Genomic DNA, 15,139 nt, shown 5'->3' with positions numbered 1-15,139 from the left:
TTATGTTGTCTGTTAGACACCACCTTTAAAATAAAGCTACGTAATCATGTACTTTGATCGGTACTCCATTACCTCGCTACGCTACATTGACATCTCTTTTAAGAACTTATTGACCAGTAAGCCTCACGGCCGGTCACTTATATATCTTCAAACTTCAGTTCGTTCAAGTCTTGTTCGTCTTAAACATGTTTCCGTCTGTTTCAATCTTGTTTTGTTGTTTGTGCAACATCCGCTGCTCCAACTTTTTTGCCCTTCCTTATCGTTGGGAGTGCAAAGGTAAGGATCTTTTTTAAACTTCCAAATAAAATAAATTTTATTTTTTCGGCCTCTTTTTTTTCTCTTCCCTTATTTCAATATGCTAATTTGATTTAGCTTTCCGTCCTTCCGAACCGGGCTGAAAAGGTAGCAATCTTTTCCTCACCTGCAATATTTATTTTAAAATAAATCCCGCTCTACTCATCTCCTGCGCCATCCTTTCAACCAAACCCTTCCTCCGAAGCGGGATGCAAAAGTAGAAAAAATTAACACTAACGCAAAGCTTTTCTGTCGATAACTGTAGGACTTGAGATAACACAATGGTTTTCAGACAGAAAAAATGTAATGCTGGGCCAAACTTTTTGGAACAAACAATGTTTATGCACTCCCCTGTCCTTAGACTTCCGAAGTTTTCCATAAGCTTTGGGCCTCCGAAACTTCGGAAGACCCTGCCATCTAAACCCGATGGCAATGGAAAGCCCGCAGCGCAGCGAGGACTTGCAATGAAAAGCGGGAACAAACCTATATAGTTGTACTGAACCTGCTTTCCCTAAAAAAAGATTAAAAATCCACTCTACAGCCTTCTGAAGTCATCTACTGAAATCATACTATATAGTATAGAAATAAAAAAACTTTCAGATACATTGGGTATACTATATATATGTTAAAAATTGTTAACTGTTATATTGTACTGAATTGCTTTGCATAGCTTAGTGGCCAATTGTTTTTATTGATGTTATCGTATTATTAATTATCTTTGCAGAATGTTTAAAGTTAAACACTTAATTATTTTAGTATTTGTTGCCGCTCTGGGTATTGCGGGTTGTAAAAGTCGTTTCGAGAAATTGAGAGCGAGTAATGACGTTGCAAAAAAGTACCAAGAGGCGCTTCGTTTGTATAATAAACGCGATTACAGTAAAGCATTAGTGCTTTTTGAGGATCTTTCTCAAAAATATCGTGGCCGTGCAGAGGCAGAGGATCTGAACTATTATTATGCTTATACTTTATATAGATTAAGTGATTACACAACTGCCAGATACCAGTTTAAAAGTTTTGCAGATACCTACCCAGCAAGTAAAAATGCCGAAGAAGCGAGATACATGGGGGCTTATTGTTTCTATTTAGAATCTCCAAATTTCTCTTTAGATCAGGAAAATACCTATAAGGCTATTGACGCATTACAATTATTCATCAACTTATACCCTACCAGCGATCGTGCTGCAGCTGCTGGCAAATATATTGCCACATTAAGGGGTAAGTTAGAAGATAAAGCTTTTGAAAATGCCAAAATGTACTTAACTACCGGACCAAGCAATGTAGACAACTACAGGGCAGCGGTTATTGCTTTAAAAAATGCGCAAAGAGATTACCCAGATATTAAATATGCTGAGGAAATGGATTTCTTGATGATTAAAGCGCAGTATTTATACGCAAAAAACAGTTATATCATCCGCCAGGAAGACCGTTATAATGAAGCACTTGCTTTATATACTGAGTTTACTGAAAACCATCCCGACAGTAAATACACTAAAGATGCAAAGGTACTTAAGGATGATGTTGAGGCTGGTATTGTGGCTACAAAACAAGAATTGGCATTATATGCCGCTGATCAGGAAAAATACAAGCAGATGTTGATCAGAACTGGTAAATTAAAGGATACCGTTTCTACAAAACCAACTAATGCTGATAACACGAATATTAAAAACAAGTAATACATGAATACTAACAAACCTGCTGTACCAAATACTACAGTAACCAGAAACGTACACGATTTAGATAAAACTACAGATAACTTATACGAATCTTTAGTGGTAATTGCTAAAAGAGCAAATCAGATTTCGAACAACGTTAAAGAGGAGTTACATGGTAAATTGGCAGAATTTGCTTCAAGCAACGATAATTTAGAAGAAATTTTCGAAAATCGCGAGCAGATTGAAATCAGCAAACATTACGAGCGCATGCCGAAACCTGTTTTGGTTGCTATAGATGAATTTTTGAACGAGAAAATTTATCACAGAAATCCTGCTAAAGAACAAAAGTAATTAGCAGAGGGCAAAGAGCATGGCGCAGTTTTATAAGCATATCAATGCTCTATGCCCCGTGCTCAACACGCTATGCTGAAACATAAAAATATAATCCTTGGCGTTTGCGGTAGCATCGCAGCATATAAGTCGGCTTTTTTAGTTCGGCTGCTTGTAAAAGCTGGTGCAAACGTAAAGGTTATTCTTACCCCTGATGGTGCTAATTTCATTACACCACTTACCCTTGCTACGCTTTCTAAGAACCCTGTTTACACCCAATACTTCGAAGAAGAAACTGGCGTATGGAGCAACCATGTTGAGTTAGGCTTATGGGCCGATTTAATGATCATCGCTCCAATAAGTGCCAACACGCTGGCCAAGCTGGCAACAGGCATCTGTGATAATTTATTAACTGCTGTTTATCTTTCGGCCAAATGCCCGGTTTATGTTGCCCCCGCAATGGATCTGGACATGTGGAAGCATGAAACTACTCAAGCTAATATCGAAAAGATTATCAGTTTTGGCAATACGGTTATTGCTCCTGCCAATGGCGAACTTGCCAGCGGACTTTGGGGCGAAGGCCGAATGGCCGAACCTGAAGAAATTGTTTCCTTTCTGGACGATGCCATTAAAAAATCGATGCCTTTATTTGGCAAAAAGGTAATGGTTACTGCTGGCCCTACTTACGAAGCTATTGATCCGGTACGTTTTATAGGCAATCACTCATCAGGCAAAATGGGTTTTGCCCTTGCTGATGAACTGGCCAGCCTTGGAGCTGATGTTACATTAATTGCCGGACCAACTGCACAAAAATCTACTCAAATTTTAAAAAGAATCGATGTAGTAAGTGCCCAGGAAATGTTCGATGCCTGTTCATCGGTATTCCCTGAAACGGATATTACTGTAATGTGCGCCGCTGTGGCAGATTATCGCCCTAAGCTGGTTGCCGCTCAAAAAATTAAAAAACAGGATAGTGGCCTGGTTTTGGAACTGGAAAAAACAACTGATATACTCGCTTCTTTAGGTACAACGAAAAAAGCGCACCAGATTTTGGTTGGTTTTGCTTTAGAAACCAATGATGAAGAGAATTACGCCAAAGGTAAACTAGAAAAGAAAAACCTAGATCTGGTGGTTTTAAATTCTTTAAATGATAAGGGCGCAGGTTTTAAATCAGATACCAATAAAATTACTATTTTTAACAAAGCTTTAGAACGGACTGTATTTGAAATGAAATCGAAAAGAGATGTTGCTAAAGATATTTGTGTGGCCATTTTAAAAATTGCAAAATGATAAAAAAGATTGTTTGGATATTGTTATTGGTTGGTTTCGGGAAACTGCATGCTCAGGAGTTAAATGCGAGGATAACTTTGCTGGCTCCCCAGGTTTCGAACATCAGTAAGCCAACTTTAGATGCTTTGCAAAAAACAATCCGCGATTTTTTAAACAATAACAAGTTCAGCAACGAAAGTTATAAGCCTCAGGAACGGATTGAATGTAGTTTCGTCATCACCATCAATTCGTGGGATGGTGGTTCCGGATACACTGCGGAAGCGCAGATCCAAAGCAGCCGACCGGTTTTTAACAGCTCTTACAATAGCACTTTGTTAAATATGAGCGATAAGAATTTCGATTTTAATTTCAATGATGGCGCTACAATCGACTTTTCTGATCAGAATTATATTTCCAATATCAGTGCCCTCCTCACCTACTACGCTTATACCATCATCGGAATGGATAAAGATAGTTTCAGCAAAATGGGCGGAACTCCGTTTTATAGAAAAGCACAGAACATCATTAATCTGGCGCAAGCTTCGGGCAATACCGGCTGGAAAGCAGCCGATGGTTTACGCAATCGTTTTTGGTTTAACGAAAACGTTTTGAATCCTATTTTTAGCGAACTGCGCAATTTCATCTATAGCTACCATTTAAGCGGCCTGGATCAGCTAACCGATAATGACAAGGGTTTAACACAGATTGTTGCCGCCCTGCCTGCCCTTCAGCAAATGGATAAGCAGAAACTGGGTTCCATTTTTCCGAACGTTTATTTCGCATCTAAGGCTGAAGAAGTAACCAATGTACTTTCTAAACTAAACGGTCAGGAACGCATGAAAGCTTACAATATGCTGGCAGAAATCGATCCGGCGAATATTGGAAAATACGAAGGACTGAAGAAAAATTAGTTTTTTTGGTTAACTGGTTAATTGTCTAAATCGGTTAATTGTAGCCTTTGCCAATCTGTTAACCAATTTACCAGTTTCTACGGGTAACCGCTCAATAACTTAATTACATGATTGAGTTTATAAACCAGTTAATTATATGCCACGCCTCATCAGTTAACCGATTAACCATTTTAAACAATTAACCCTTCTCCAGATGCAACATTCTACCTTTCCATGCGTCTTATATCACACTTAACCAGTTAAGCAGTTTCGACAATTAACCAATAAAGTTAAAAATTTGTTAAAACATTTTGATCTTACGAATATCTTCGTACATTTGAATACGAAATAATTCGTACAACTTGTAACATATGACTAATCATAACATCAAACCAACAGAAGGTGAAATGGAAATCCTCCAGGTGCTTTGGCAAAAGGGGAATGCAACGGTAAGAGAAGTTCATGAGGCATTGAATAAAAAAGACTCTGGGTATACCACAACTTTAAAGCTGATGCAAATTCTGCACGAGAAAGGAATGGTAGAAAGAGATACCAATCAAAAAACGCATATCTATAAAGCGCTTGTTAGTCAAGATAAAACTGAAAAACAATTGGTAAACAAAATGATCGATAACGTATTTAACGGATCGGCAGCGAGATTGGTAATGCAGGCTTTGGGTAACCACAGTGCAAGTGCAGATGAGATTGACGAAATAAAAAAGTATTTAGATAGCCTAAAGTAAGGTTAGCGTTGAAGGTTGAAAGGTGTAGGGTTTAGATCCCTAATAAACAGTAAAATTTTCGGATTGTCCCCGTATAAAAAATTAAAACCACCGTTATGGAAACTTTATTACAACAGTTCATCAAAGCATTTGGCTGGAGTATTTTAAACTCACTTTGGCAAAGCGCCATTATTTATGGCATCCTGTTTATCGTAATGCTGAGCATTCCAAAACTGCCGGCAAAACATAAGCACAACCTCGCTTTTGGCGCCATCATGTTAATGTTTGTTGGCTTTGGCTATAATTTCATTCATCAGTTAACTTTGAATGTAAATAATCAGGCTCCTGCAATCAATGCGCAAAATATACAGGTTTACCAATACTTTAACAACCTACCGCCAAGTTTTAGCAGCAAGGCAGAGCAGTATTTCCCTATTGTAGTCGTATTTTACATTATTGGTATTTTGCTTCAGTTATTCGTAATCGTTAAAGGCTATGGTCAGCTTTCAAAACTAAAGAAAGAAAGTTTAAGTACCATTCCAGATGGTTGGAAAGCCATTTTCGAGCAGGTAACTGCCCACCTTAAAATTAATAAAGTTATCCAGTTCCATTTGTCTTCTATTGTTAATGTGCCTTTGGTTATCGGTTATTTAAAACCTGTGGTATTATTTCCATTGGCCCTGATAAACCAATTAGACAACGACCAGGTAGAAGCGATATTAATCCATGAGTTATCACACATCAGAAGAAACGATTTCTTATTGAACCTGATTAAAACAGCGATAGAAACCTTATTATTCTATAATCCATTTGTGTGGATGGCCGGTAGATTTATACACATTGAGCGTGAGCATGCCTGTGATGATCTGGTATTAAAAATTACCGGAAAACCACTGAACTATGCTCATGCCCTACTCAAACTCGAACTATTAAAAGACAAAAACAGTCCGGCTTATGCACTAGCAGCAACAGGCAAGACCCAGAATTTGTATCAACGCATAAAAAGAATAACCAACATGAAAACAAATTACTTAAACGCCAAACAACAAATGGCAGCCTTAACTTTAGGAATAGCCTGCTTGTTTTCTATTGCCTGGATCAATCCAACAGAAAAGAAAAAAGAAAATAAAAAAACGCCTAAAATTGAGGTTTTGAGTCTGATCAACCACTGTGATGCGGGAACCAATGTTTGCGCTGATACCACTAAAAAACGTAAAATTAAAATTGTAACCATTGATGCGGATGGTAAAAAAACCGAATATAACTCAGTAAAAGAAATGCCTGATAGCCTGAGAAAAGATTTTTACAGGGATGAGCTTTTTGCAGGAAAAAATATCTACAGACTGCATACCGACAGTAATTTCAAATTTAAGTTCAGCGATTCGCTATTGCTTGCAAAAATACATAAAGAGTATAATTCACCAGAAGCACAAGCTAAATGGAAAAAATTTGGCGAGGATATGGCCAAACAATATAACTCACCAGAGGCACAGGCTAAATGGAAAAAATTTGGAGAAGATATTGCCAAACAATACAACACACCAGAAGCACAAGCCAAATGGAAAAAATTTGGAGAAGATATTGCCAAACAATACAACACACCAGAAGCACAAGCCAAATGGAAAAAATTTGGAGAGGAAATGCAAAAGAAAATGAATTCTCCTGAAGCCCAGGCAAAATGGAAAAAAATGGGCGAAGATATGGCTGCTAAAGTGAATACGCCAGAATTTAGAGCACAAATAGATAATATCAGGGCACACGCTTTAAAATCAGGAGATATGGCAAGATTATCTGGTTTAAGCAGATTACATGCCGATTCTCTATTTAAAACAAAAGGTTATCAACTTTCTCCAGATGGTATAATTTTTAAATACAATGATAACTCGAACAGTAAGGTAAGACAAACTGAAGAGTACAAGAAATTGAAAGAAAAATTCGACAACGAAGTGAAAGAGCTGAAAGAGAAAATGGAGAAGAAAGAGAAAAAGGAAAAAGTAGAAGGTGGTAACAAAAGCTCACAGGTAACTCCGGCAGTTATGTTATACAATAATCAAGATTTTACCTGTGCTGTTAAAGCCTTGAACACACTAAATGCTGTAGTAACGTATAAAATATCTGATTTTACCAATGCTGATCAAACAGCACTAAAAAGTTATGTTCAGGCAGCCAACTTAAAAATTACAGATGATAATGCAATTAGTATCTCGATAAAATAACAACACATAAACCAAACAGATCATGAACAGCGAAGATTATTCTTCGCTGTTTTTGTTTTGTATTCACCTGTTGAATAAATTTTAATATTTTTGCTTAGCTATGCTACAAAAACTTTCTATACGTAATTACGCATTAATTGACAGTCTCGATATCGAATTTGATAAGGGCTTAAATATTATAACAGGTGAAACTGGCGCTGGTAAATCTATTATTTTAGGAGCATTGTCGCTAATTTTAGGCCAGCGCGCAGAAAGCAAATACTTTTTTAACCAGGATAAAAAATGTGTTATTGAAGGAAGTTTTGCACTGGCAGATGAAAACCTGAAAGAACTTTTTGAAGAAAATGATTTAGATTTCTCGAACGAAAGTATGCTGCGTAGAGAAATATCGATTGACGGTAAAACCAGATCGTTTATTAACGATACACCGGTTAATTTATCAATCCTAAAACAAATTGGTGAAAAATTGATCGACATCCACTCCCAGCATGCCACCCAAGAGATTAACGATGCAGATTTTCAACTGTTAATTGTCGATTCTTTAGCTAACCACCAGCCGCTATTGTTTAATTACCGCAGCGGGTTTAAAAAACTAAGACAAGATACCAACCTGTTGAAGAAATTGGTTAATGAGGCAGACGAAGCGAGAAACAAGCAAGATTATGAGCAATTTCTATTTAACGAACTCGAGCAGGCAAAATTACAGGAAGGTGAACAAGAAGATTTAGAGCAAGAGTTAGAACGTTTAACACATGCCGAAACCATAAAAAGAGCTTTACTTACCGCTTCCGGTTTAATTAACGAAAGTGAACCTTCTGCCCTCCAGATATTAAAAGAAGCTTCGTTACAACTTCAAAGTATAGAAAAATTCGATCCTGCAATTAATGTGCTGTACGAACGTTTACGCTCGTCGATTATTGAAATAAAAGACATTACCGATGAAGTTTCTACAATAGAGGAAAATACCATACACAGTGCCGATCGGTTAGAAATTGTAAACCAAAGGTTGGATCTGTTTTATACCCTGCAACAAAAACATAGGCTTGCCAATAATACAGAATTGCTGGCATTTCAAAATCAGCTGGAAGAAAACCTGAACAAGCTGTTATCTTCTGATGAGCATATTGAAAAACTGCAGAAAGAAATCGATCAGCTTAAAATAGAACTGCATAAACAAGCTGACCAATTGAGTGCCAACCGCAAGAAAGCAATTAAAGTGGTTGAAGAACAAACCAGTATTACCTTGAAAAAAGTAGGAATGCTAAATGCCAAATTGGTTTTAGACCAAAAAGTGTTGAACGAATTGAATAAAGATGGTTTAGATGAAATCAATCTGCTCTTTACAGCCAATGCTGGCCAAGCCCCTGCCCCGGTAAATAAAGTAGCATCTGGTGGTGAGTTATCCCGATTGATGTTGGCCATAAAAGCTTTATTGGCGAAACACACTTCGTTACCAACCATTATTTTCGACGAGATTGATACCGGAATTTCTGGTGAAACCGCATTAAAAGTTGGAGAAGTAATAGCCGACTTAGGACAGAACATGCAGGTAATTTCGATTACACACCTACCCCAAATCGCAGCCAAGGGCATATCACATTACTTTGTTCATAAAAATGAAGACCGCGGAAAAACCACAACAGGCATCCGTAAACTTAAACAAGAAGAACGTATTGGTGTAATTGCTGAAATGTTAAGTGGGAAAAACCCAGGTGCATCGGCGATAGAAAATGCGAAAGAATTATTGGCTTAATTTATCATATTAATTCCGCGGTCTGTGTCCCCACAGACCGTTTTCATATCAAATCAAAATCAGTAAAATTAGTGGTCTGTGAGGGCACAGACCACAGTATTACCGCTAATTCTTTTGCATCCTTAATCGATGTGCTGTCAGATGTTACCATCTGACTGATTGTAAATAAGATTATTGAAGATTTGCATCAACCTATCTGACAGCTAAAAGAAAAGAATTAATAATTTTACATCCACAGCTTATATAAACTAAATAATTAGTTTATATTTAATCAATGAAATCTTTTCTACTTCTACTTTCATTATTGATCGTCGGTAAATTTTGTTCTGCACAACAAAGTTATATCCTTTCGGGCATAGTAAAAGATAAACGTGGTGAGCCTTTACCCGGAGCTGGCGTATATGTAAGCGGTTATAAAATTGCAACAGTTTCTAACAATGACGGCACCTACACACTACCGCTAAAACCTGGCAACTACGATATTTTAGTACAATTAATCGGCTATAAAGCTTTAAACAAAAATGTAATGATTGCTGACAAAGCCGTAAAACTTGATCTTATCCTCGAAGAAAGTGTAACCCAATTGGCCGAAGTAACCATTAAACCCGATCCGAACAGAGAACATTATATTGCCATGTTTAAGGGGTATTTTATTGGCACCACCCCCAATGCAGCGCAATGTAAACTCATCAATCCGAACGTACTGATTATCGATTACGATAAAGATGAACATAAACTTACGGTAAAAACCACCCAATTTCTGATTATTGAAAACAAGGCGCTTGGATACCGCAGTAAATACCTATTGAACAATTTTGAATACGATAGCAAAACCAGGATCATTTATTATGAAGGTTTCCCGTATTACGAAGATTTAAAAGGATCGGCACGCCGGAAGAAAATTTGGGAGCAAAAGCGGGTTACCGCTTATCTAGGTTCTCCACAACACTTTTTCAGATCCATTTATCATCACCGCGCCACCGAAGAGGGCTTTATTATTAATAAACTGGTTACAATATCAAATCCCGATAAACCTTCCGACAGTATGATTAACGCCAACATTAAACGCTTAACAAAAGTACAGGATGGCTTAACACGCACATTAACTTTTACGTCTGGAGATTCTTTGAGCTATTGGATAAAAAAGAAAAATCTTCCAAATGGGATTTCTATTTTAAGCCGTGCTCCGGTAACGCAGGATACATTGGTACACATAAAGAATCAAAGTATCAAAAGTTTCAATTTTACTGATCAACTTTATGTTGTTTACACCAAAGAAAGGGAAGATCCTTCTTATGCCAACCGGATCGGCCTGTCTATTGCAAGGCCATTAGATATGCCAGATTACCAGATTTCTACCATCACCTTACAAGTTGTTCCGGTATATTTTTACGAAAACGGATCTATTTACAACCCTCGTTCGATGATTTATTCAGGTTACTGGGGCTGGGAAAAAATTGCAGATAGTGTATCCATGGATTATTTGCCGCCTGTTAATGTAGTGGAAAAAAAGTAGAAATATCGTTAATACAGAGCGATAACTACCAGAAGCCATTTTTTGTTTTTTTGAAAAGCAAATACAGTGCTTTTTGGTTTCGAAAGTCCCGCCCTTCGTTACAAATCCTCGCCCTCATGCTTCGGGCTGTGGGTTTTTCACTTTGGTCGGGTTTAGCTGGCAAAGGCCAGTAATACTATTGAGGGTATTGGAACCATGCAGCACAACCTTTGTTAATAAACCCGACAGAGCGGGTAGCCCACAGTGAAGCGTAGCGCAACGAGGACTACAAGCGATGGCGGGGCTGCGCTAGCCATGAAAAACAGACCTTTCGTTTCTAAATCTAAAACGACTCTTGCTATAAATCAGGCCTATTTGGATAAGTTATCTTCTTAAAGATCCTTCGCTGCACTCAGGATGACAAATTCGTTGCATTCGAAATAACGATCACTATTAAATGTTAAATTTGTTAAAAATCTTTTGCGTTTTTAATAAATATTACGTCTTTTGGTTACATTCGTCTCTATGATTAAAAGCCTTTTAGTAGCCCTTACGCTGATCATGTTGGGTACTAATGCCATTGCTCAAAACACCTTCTCGATTAGTGGTTTGGTTAGGGATCAAAAAGATGGATTACCTGGCGCAAGTATCTATTTAAGTGGATATAAAATTGCTACAGTGGCTGATAACGACGGACGATTTAAATTATCAAATCTAAAACCTGGCAGTTATGATCTACTCGTTCAGCTGGTTGGTTACCTCCCCTATTCTAAAAGTGTAATTATTTCCGATAAATCGGTGCAGGTAGAACTGGTTTTGAAAGAAAATGTTGCGCAGCTGGAAGAAGTTGTAATTAGGGCCGATCCTAACCGTCAGAAATATATTAACCAGTTTAAAGATTTTTTTATTGGTAAAACTCCAAATGCCTCACAGTGTAAGATATTAAATCCGCAGGTTTTAAATGTAGATTTCGACATTACCAAAAGTACCTTAACGGTTTCTACAACCGAGTTTCTGATCGTAGAGAATAAAGCTTTAGGTTATCGGCTAAAATATATGCTCGACCGTTTTGAGTATAATTCCAGAACACACATTATTTACTATTCCGGGCATCCGTTTTTTGAGGAATTAAAAGCATCGGCAGCTAAAAAGAAAAAGTATATCGCCGCCAGAGAGGTTGCATATTATGGTTCTTCACAACATTTCTTCCGTTCGCTTTATGCCAACAAAACGCAAGAAGAAGGATTTATCATCAACAAGATGGTAAAAGTGCCTAACCCTAACCGCTATCCTGAATATTTAATTAATGCCAATTTAGAAAAGATTAAGGCCGTACCCGAGAAAACGGGCATTAGGCAGAATAAAGGTAAAATAGATACCGCACTGCTCGCCTTTTGGACCAAACAAAAAGAAATGCCCCGAACCATCGATAAATTTTCGAGAGCGGATGTGCTTACCGATACATTGGTGCACTATTTTAACCAGAATTTAAAATACCTTAGTTATACTGATGCATTGCTGATCCAGTACACCAAAGAAAAAGAATCTCTGGCTTATTCTAACACCGGATTTTGGATCTTCAGGCCTTTGGATGTACCCGAAAATGAAATTTCTGTAGCCAACTTAACTGGTGAAGGCGTACGTTTCTACGAAAATGGTGGCATTTACGACTCCCGATCGCTCTTGTACGAAGGTTTCTGGGCTTATGAAAAAGTAGCCGATATGGTGCCGATGGATTATGTTCCGCTACCAAAGATTAAGTAAGGGAAGAAGAGAACTGATCTAAAACTAAAAATGTTGAAAAGTTACCTTTTTTAGAAACCAAAATTACTAATATTTTTAGTAATTTTGATTTATGATTGGCGAAGAAGAAAAACAATATTTTAAAGGACGAGGCGCTCAAGTTAATCCACATAACAAATTTTTAAAGGATGTTTATGTAAAGGAACATGATGAAGGAATAGACGATTGGGAGGAAAGCGATCGTAAAACCTCCTTTATTTTTGAAAATTCGAAAACCATTGTAAACAAAGTTGACAGCCCCGATGTAGGCATGGCTTATTCTTTAAATCCCTATCAGGGCTGCGAACATGGCTGTACCTATTGTTATGCCCGCAACTCACATCAATATTGGGGCTACAGCGCAGGAATAGAGTTTGAGCGGAAAATAATTGTTAAAAAAGAGGCGCCTGCACTATTTAAAAAATTCTTAGCGAAAAAAGGCTGGGATGCCACCACCATTTCCCTTTCTGGCAATACCGATTGCTACCAACCTGCAGAAAGAAAATTTAAACTCACCAGGCAGTTGCTCGAAATTGCATTGGCCTATAAGCAGCCCATTGGTATGATTACCAAAAATTCGCTTATTCTTCGCGATCGGGATATTCTACAAGAAATGGCGAAGTTAAACCTCTGCATGGTTTATGTTTCCATTAATAGCTTAAACGAAGATTTACGGCAGGTAATGGAACCCCGAACTACAACTGCCAAGCAGCGGTTAAAGGTGGTAGAGGAATTGAGTAAAGATGGAATTCCAATGGGGGTTATGGTTGCCCCTCTTGTTCCGGGTTTAAGCGACCATGAAATTCCTAAAATTCTAAAAGCCGTAGCCAATGCCGGTGCGCTAAAGGCCGGTTATACCCTTGTACGACTAAACGGAGCTATTGGGCAGATATTTGAAGATTGGCTGCGCAAAAACTTTCCTGATCGTTTTGATAAAGTTTGGCACATGATTCAGAGTTGCCATGGTGGGCATGTTAACGATAGCAGATTTGGCGACCGGATGCGTGGAGATGGAAATATTTCTCAAATGATTAGAGATAATTTCAGGATGCACTGCCGCTTAAATGGCTTAAATGTAAAGGATATAATTTTAGACCATACTTTGTTCAAAATTCCAAGCAACCAGGCGAGTCTGTTTTAAAAATTTTGAGGAGAAAGCCCCTCAGCGCTCAAGGCCGTGGTTTTATCATCACGGCCATCTCAATGCATTGGTCCCGATTTACAATCGGGATCTTAGAGCTGTGGATTTGTAATCCACAATAGAACAATTAAAATATTAACCTGAGTTCGATAATTATTTGCTGAAAATTATATCTTATTTACGCCTAATCCCGCTTTATCGTCCTGCTGAATTTATTTCAGCATCTTTTTAGCGTGAAAGACCCTGAAATAAATTCAGGGTGACGACCGTCTTAACAGAAAACTTGATTAAAACGCCACAAAATGAGATTTAATAATCGAACTCAGGTTATTAGATTCTTTATAAACCCAAATTTGTAATCCACCTTGATAAAACTTAGTTTTAACACCATGAACATTGCATTAGTAACTTATTTGGATAAAGGCGCTTATGATACGACTACCGTTGAAAGCGAGGATGATAAACTCTTAAATTTCCTGCAAAAAAAAGGACTGCACATTGAAAAAGTAATCTGGAACGATGAGCGTATTAAATGGGAAGATTATTCGCTTGCCATTTTAAAATCGCCATGGGATTATTTTGACCTGATTGAAGACTTTTACAGTTGGCTTGATCAATTGGAAGCAAAAAAAGTAAAATTGCTTAACCCTATTGAGGTAGTGAGGTGGAATGCAAACAAACAATATCTGCAGGAAATTGAAGCTGCCGGATTAAAGATTACACCTAGTTTTTTTGTCCAAAATAAAGAAAGTGTAAATCTTGAGCATTTCTTCGAAAAATTTAACACCAATAAGTTAATTGTAAAACCCTGTGTGAGTGGTGGTGCAAAAAATACATTTAAGGTAACTGCAGATAATGTGAACGAGGTTAACCAAAAATTAAACCTCCTTATTCAGGATGAAGATTTTATCATTCAGCCTTTTCTACCAGAGATTCTGGAAAACGGCGAATGGTCTTTCGTTTTCTTTAATGGAGCATATAGCCATTCATTAATCAAACAGGCTAAACCTGGCGATTTTAGGGTACAGCCGGCGCATGGCGGATCTGTACATCCGCAAAAACCAAGTGAAGAGCTAATTGCCAAGGCACAGCAGTACGTCACGTTATTTGCTAAAGATTGTCTTTATGCAAGGGTTGATGGTACTTTTGTTAACGGCGAATTTTTGTTGATGGAATTAGAGCTCATCGAACCCTTTCTATTCCTGAATACCGAACCTCAAAATTATGAGCGGTATTATAAAGCGTTGAAGGAGTTGATTTAAAACAGCATTCCCATAAAAAAGTCGTCATCTTCGACTGAAGCGTAGCGACATGTTCCAAAGGAACTCCTTCGGAGGAGAGATCTATAATAGATTTAGCTTCGCTGAGCAATCGTGGTTCTCGGCTACGTTGCACTCCGCTACCATTGACGTTATTTTACAAACCACTAATAATCAACATTTTAACCTATTTTGTGTTTCCGCCCAACTAGGCCGCACCACGGTATCCCCGTTCTACTTAAACCCGGCCTAACAAATTTTTCGGGCCGCACTCATCAAGCCAACCCACTAGCTTCGAAAGAAAAATTTTCAGCCGGCATTTTTTGTTTTTTCATG

At 37.9% G+C, this 15,139-nt stretch carries 11 protein-coding genes and 1 pseudogene; 11 read left to right on the top strand and 1 reads right to left on the bottom strand.

The features are described from left to right. Positions 1-1,019 precede the first annotated feature (1,019 nt). The 5 genes from AW17_RS20945 (at position 1,020) to AW17_RS20925 (ending at position 5,178) form a co-directional block, all read left to right on the top strand. Complete coding sequence (locus AW17_RS20945) at positions 1,020-1,967, top strand: outer membrane protein assembly factor BamD (RefSeq protein ID WP_029279752.1); 948 nt, start codon at positions 1,020-1,022, stop codon at positions 1,965-1,967. A gap of 3 nt (positions 1,968-1,970) precedes the next feature. Further along, positions 1,971-2,297: a DNA-directed RNA polymerase subunit omega gene (locus AW17_RS20940; protein ID WP_025145617.1), complete on the top strand. Its 327-nt coding sequence runs from the start codon at positions 1,971-1,973 to the stop codon at positions 2,295-2,297. 72 nt (positions 2,298-2,369) lie between these two features. Further along, positions 2,370-3,566, top strand: a complete 1,197-nt coding sequence (gene coaBC, locus AW17_RS20935) for a bifunctional phosphopantothenoylcysteine decarboxylase/phosphopantothenate--cysteine ligase CoaBC (protein ID WP_029279749.1) — start codon at positions 2,370-2,372, stop codon at positions 3,564-3,566. Continuing rightward, entirely contained in the window at positions 3,563-4,456 is an 894-nt protein-coding gene (porD, locus tag AW17_RS20930; RefSeq protein ID WP_029279747.1) for a type IX secretion system protein PorD, read from the top strand. Before coaBC ends, porD begins: the two co-directional genes overlap by 4 nt. Before the next feature lie 350 nt (positions 4,457-4,806). Next, entirely contained in the window at positions 4,807-5,178 is a 372-nt protein-coding gene (locus tag AW17_RS20925; RefSeq protein WP_029279745.1) for a BlaI/MecI/CopY family transcriptional regulator, read from the top strand. Between the two features lie 2 nt (positions 5,179-5,180). Here the strand turns inward: AW17_RS20925 and AW17_RS25435 are convergent. Continuing rightward, positions 5,181-5,267, bottom strand: a pseudogene (locus AW17_RS25435) (hypothetical protein); the annotation flags it as partial. A 6-nt stretch (positions 5,268-5,273) separates the two neighbouring features. Between AW17_RS25435 and AW17_RS20920 the strand changes: the two are divergent. From AW17_RS20920 to AW17_RS20895, 6 genes are all read left to right on the top strand, one after another. Then, complete coding sequence (locus AW17_RS20920; RefSeq protein WP_051692016.1) at positions 5,274-7,373, top strand: M56 family metallopeptidase; 2,100 nt, start codon at positions 5,274-5,276, stop codon at positions 7,371-7,373. Between the two features lie 100 nt (positions 7,374-7,473). Continuing rightward, complete coding sequence (recN, locus tag AW17_RS20915; RefSeq protein ID WP_029279741.1) at positions 7,474-9,126, top strand: DNA repair protein RecN; 1,653 nt, start codon at positions 7,474-7,476, stop codon at positions 9,124-9,126. A gap of 274 nt (positions 9,127-9,400) precedes the next feature. Further along, positions 9,401-10,642: a carboxypeptidase-like regulatory domain-containing protein gene (locus AW17_RS20910; protein WP_029279739.1), complete on the top strand. Its 1,242-nt coding sequence runs from the start codon at positions 9,401-9,403 to the stop codon at positions 10,640-10,642. 504 nt (positions 10,643-11,146) lie between these two features. After that, complete coding sequence (locus tag AW17_RS20905; protein ID WP_029279737.1) at positions 11,147-12,385, top strand: carboxypeptidase-like regulatory domain-containing protein; 1,239 nt, start codon at positions 11,147-11,149, stop codon at positions 12,383-12,385. A 91-nt stretch (positions 12,386-12,476) separates the two neighbouring features. Beyond that, positions 12,477-13,544: a PA0069 family radical SAM protein gene (locus tag AW17_RS20900; protein ID WP_029279735.1), complete on the top strand. Its 1,068-nt coding sequence runs from the start codon at positions 12,477-12,479 to the stop codon at positions 13,542-13,544. Positions 13,545-13,933: 389 nt separating this feature from the next. Continuing rightward, on the top strand, positions 13,934-14,806 hold the full coding sequence (locus AW17_RS20895) for an ATP-grasp domain-containing protein (protein ID WP_029279733.1): 873 nt from the start codon (positions 13,934-13,936) through the stop codon (positions 14,804-14,806). Positions 14,807-15,139 lie beyond the last annotated feature (333 nt).

Source organism: Pedobacter borealis DSM 19626 (assembly GCF_000708285.2).
Lineage (GTDB): Bacteria > Bacteroidota > Bacteroidia > Sphingobacteriales > Sphingobacteriaceae > Pedobacter > Pedobacter borealis.
The sequence above is the reverse complement of the archived record's forward strand: the minus strand, read 5'-3'. Positions and strand labels throughout refer to the sequence as shown.

What these genes read in the sequence shown, in the direction of transcription:
- AW17_RS20945 (WP_029279752.1), top strand. Translation starts at nt 1,020, where the DNA reads ATGTTTAAAGTTAAACACTTAATTATTTTAGTATTTGTTGCCGCTCTG.
- AW17_RS20940 (WP_025145617.1), top strand. Translation starts at nt 1,971, where the DNA reads ATGAATACTAACAAACCTGCTGTACCAAATACTACAGTAACCAGAAAC.
- coaBC (WP_029279749.1), top strand. Translation starts at nt 2,370, where the DNA reads ATGCTGAAACATAAAAATATAATCCTTGGCGTTTGCGGTAGCATCGCA.
- porD (WP_029279747.1), top strand. Translation starts at nt 3,563, where the DNA reads ATGATAAAAAAGATTGTTTGGATATTGTTATTGGTTGGTTTCGGGAAA.
- AW17_RS20925 (WP_029279745.1), top strand. Translation starts at nt 4,807, where the DNA reads ATGACTAATCATAACATCAAACCAACAGAAGGTGAAATGGAAATCCTC.
- AW17_RS20920 (WP_051692016.1), top strand. Translation starts at nt 5,274, where the DNA reads ATGGAAACTTTATTACAACAGTTCATCAAAGCATTTGGCTGGAGTATT.
- recN (WP_029279741.1), top strand. Translation starts at nt 7,474, where the DNA reads ATGCTACAAAAACTTTCTATACGTAATTACGCATTAATTGACAGTCTC.
- AW17_RS20910 (WP_029279739.1), top strand. Translation starts at nt 9,401, where the DNA reads ATGAAATCTTTTCTACTTCTACTTTCATTATTGATCGTCGGTAAATTT.
- AW17_RS20905 (WP_029279737.1), top strand. Translation starts at nt 11,147, where the DNA reads ATGATTAAAAGCCTTTTAGTAGCCCTTACGCTGATCATGTTGGGTACT.
- AW17_RS20900 (WP_029279735.1), top strand. Translation starts at nt 12,477, where the DNA reads ATGATTGGCGAAGAAGAAAAACAATATTTTAAAGGACGAGGCGCTCAA.
- AW17_RS20895 (WP_029279733.1), top strand. Translation starts at nt 13,934, where the DNA reads ATGAACATTGCATTAGTAACTTATTTGGATAAAGGCGCTTATGATACG.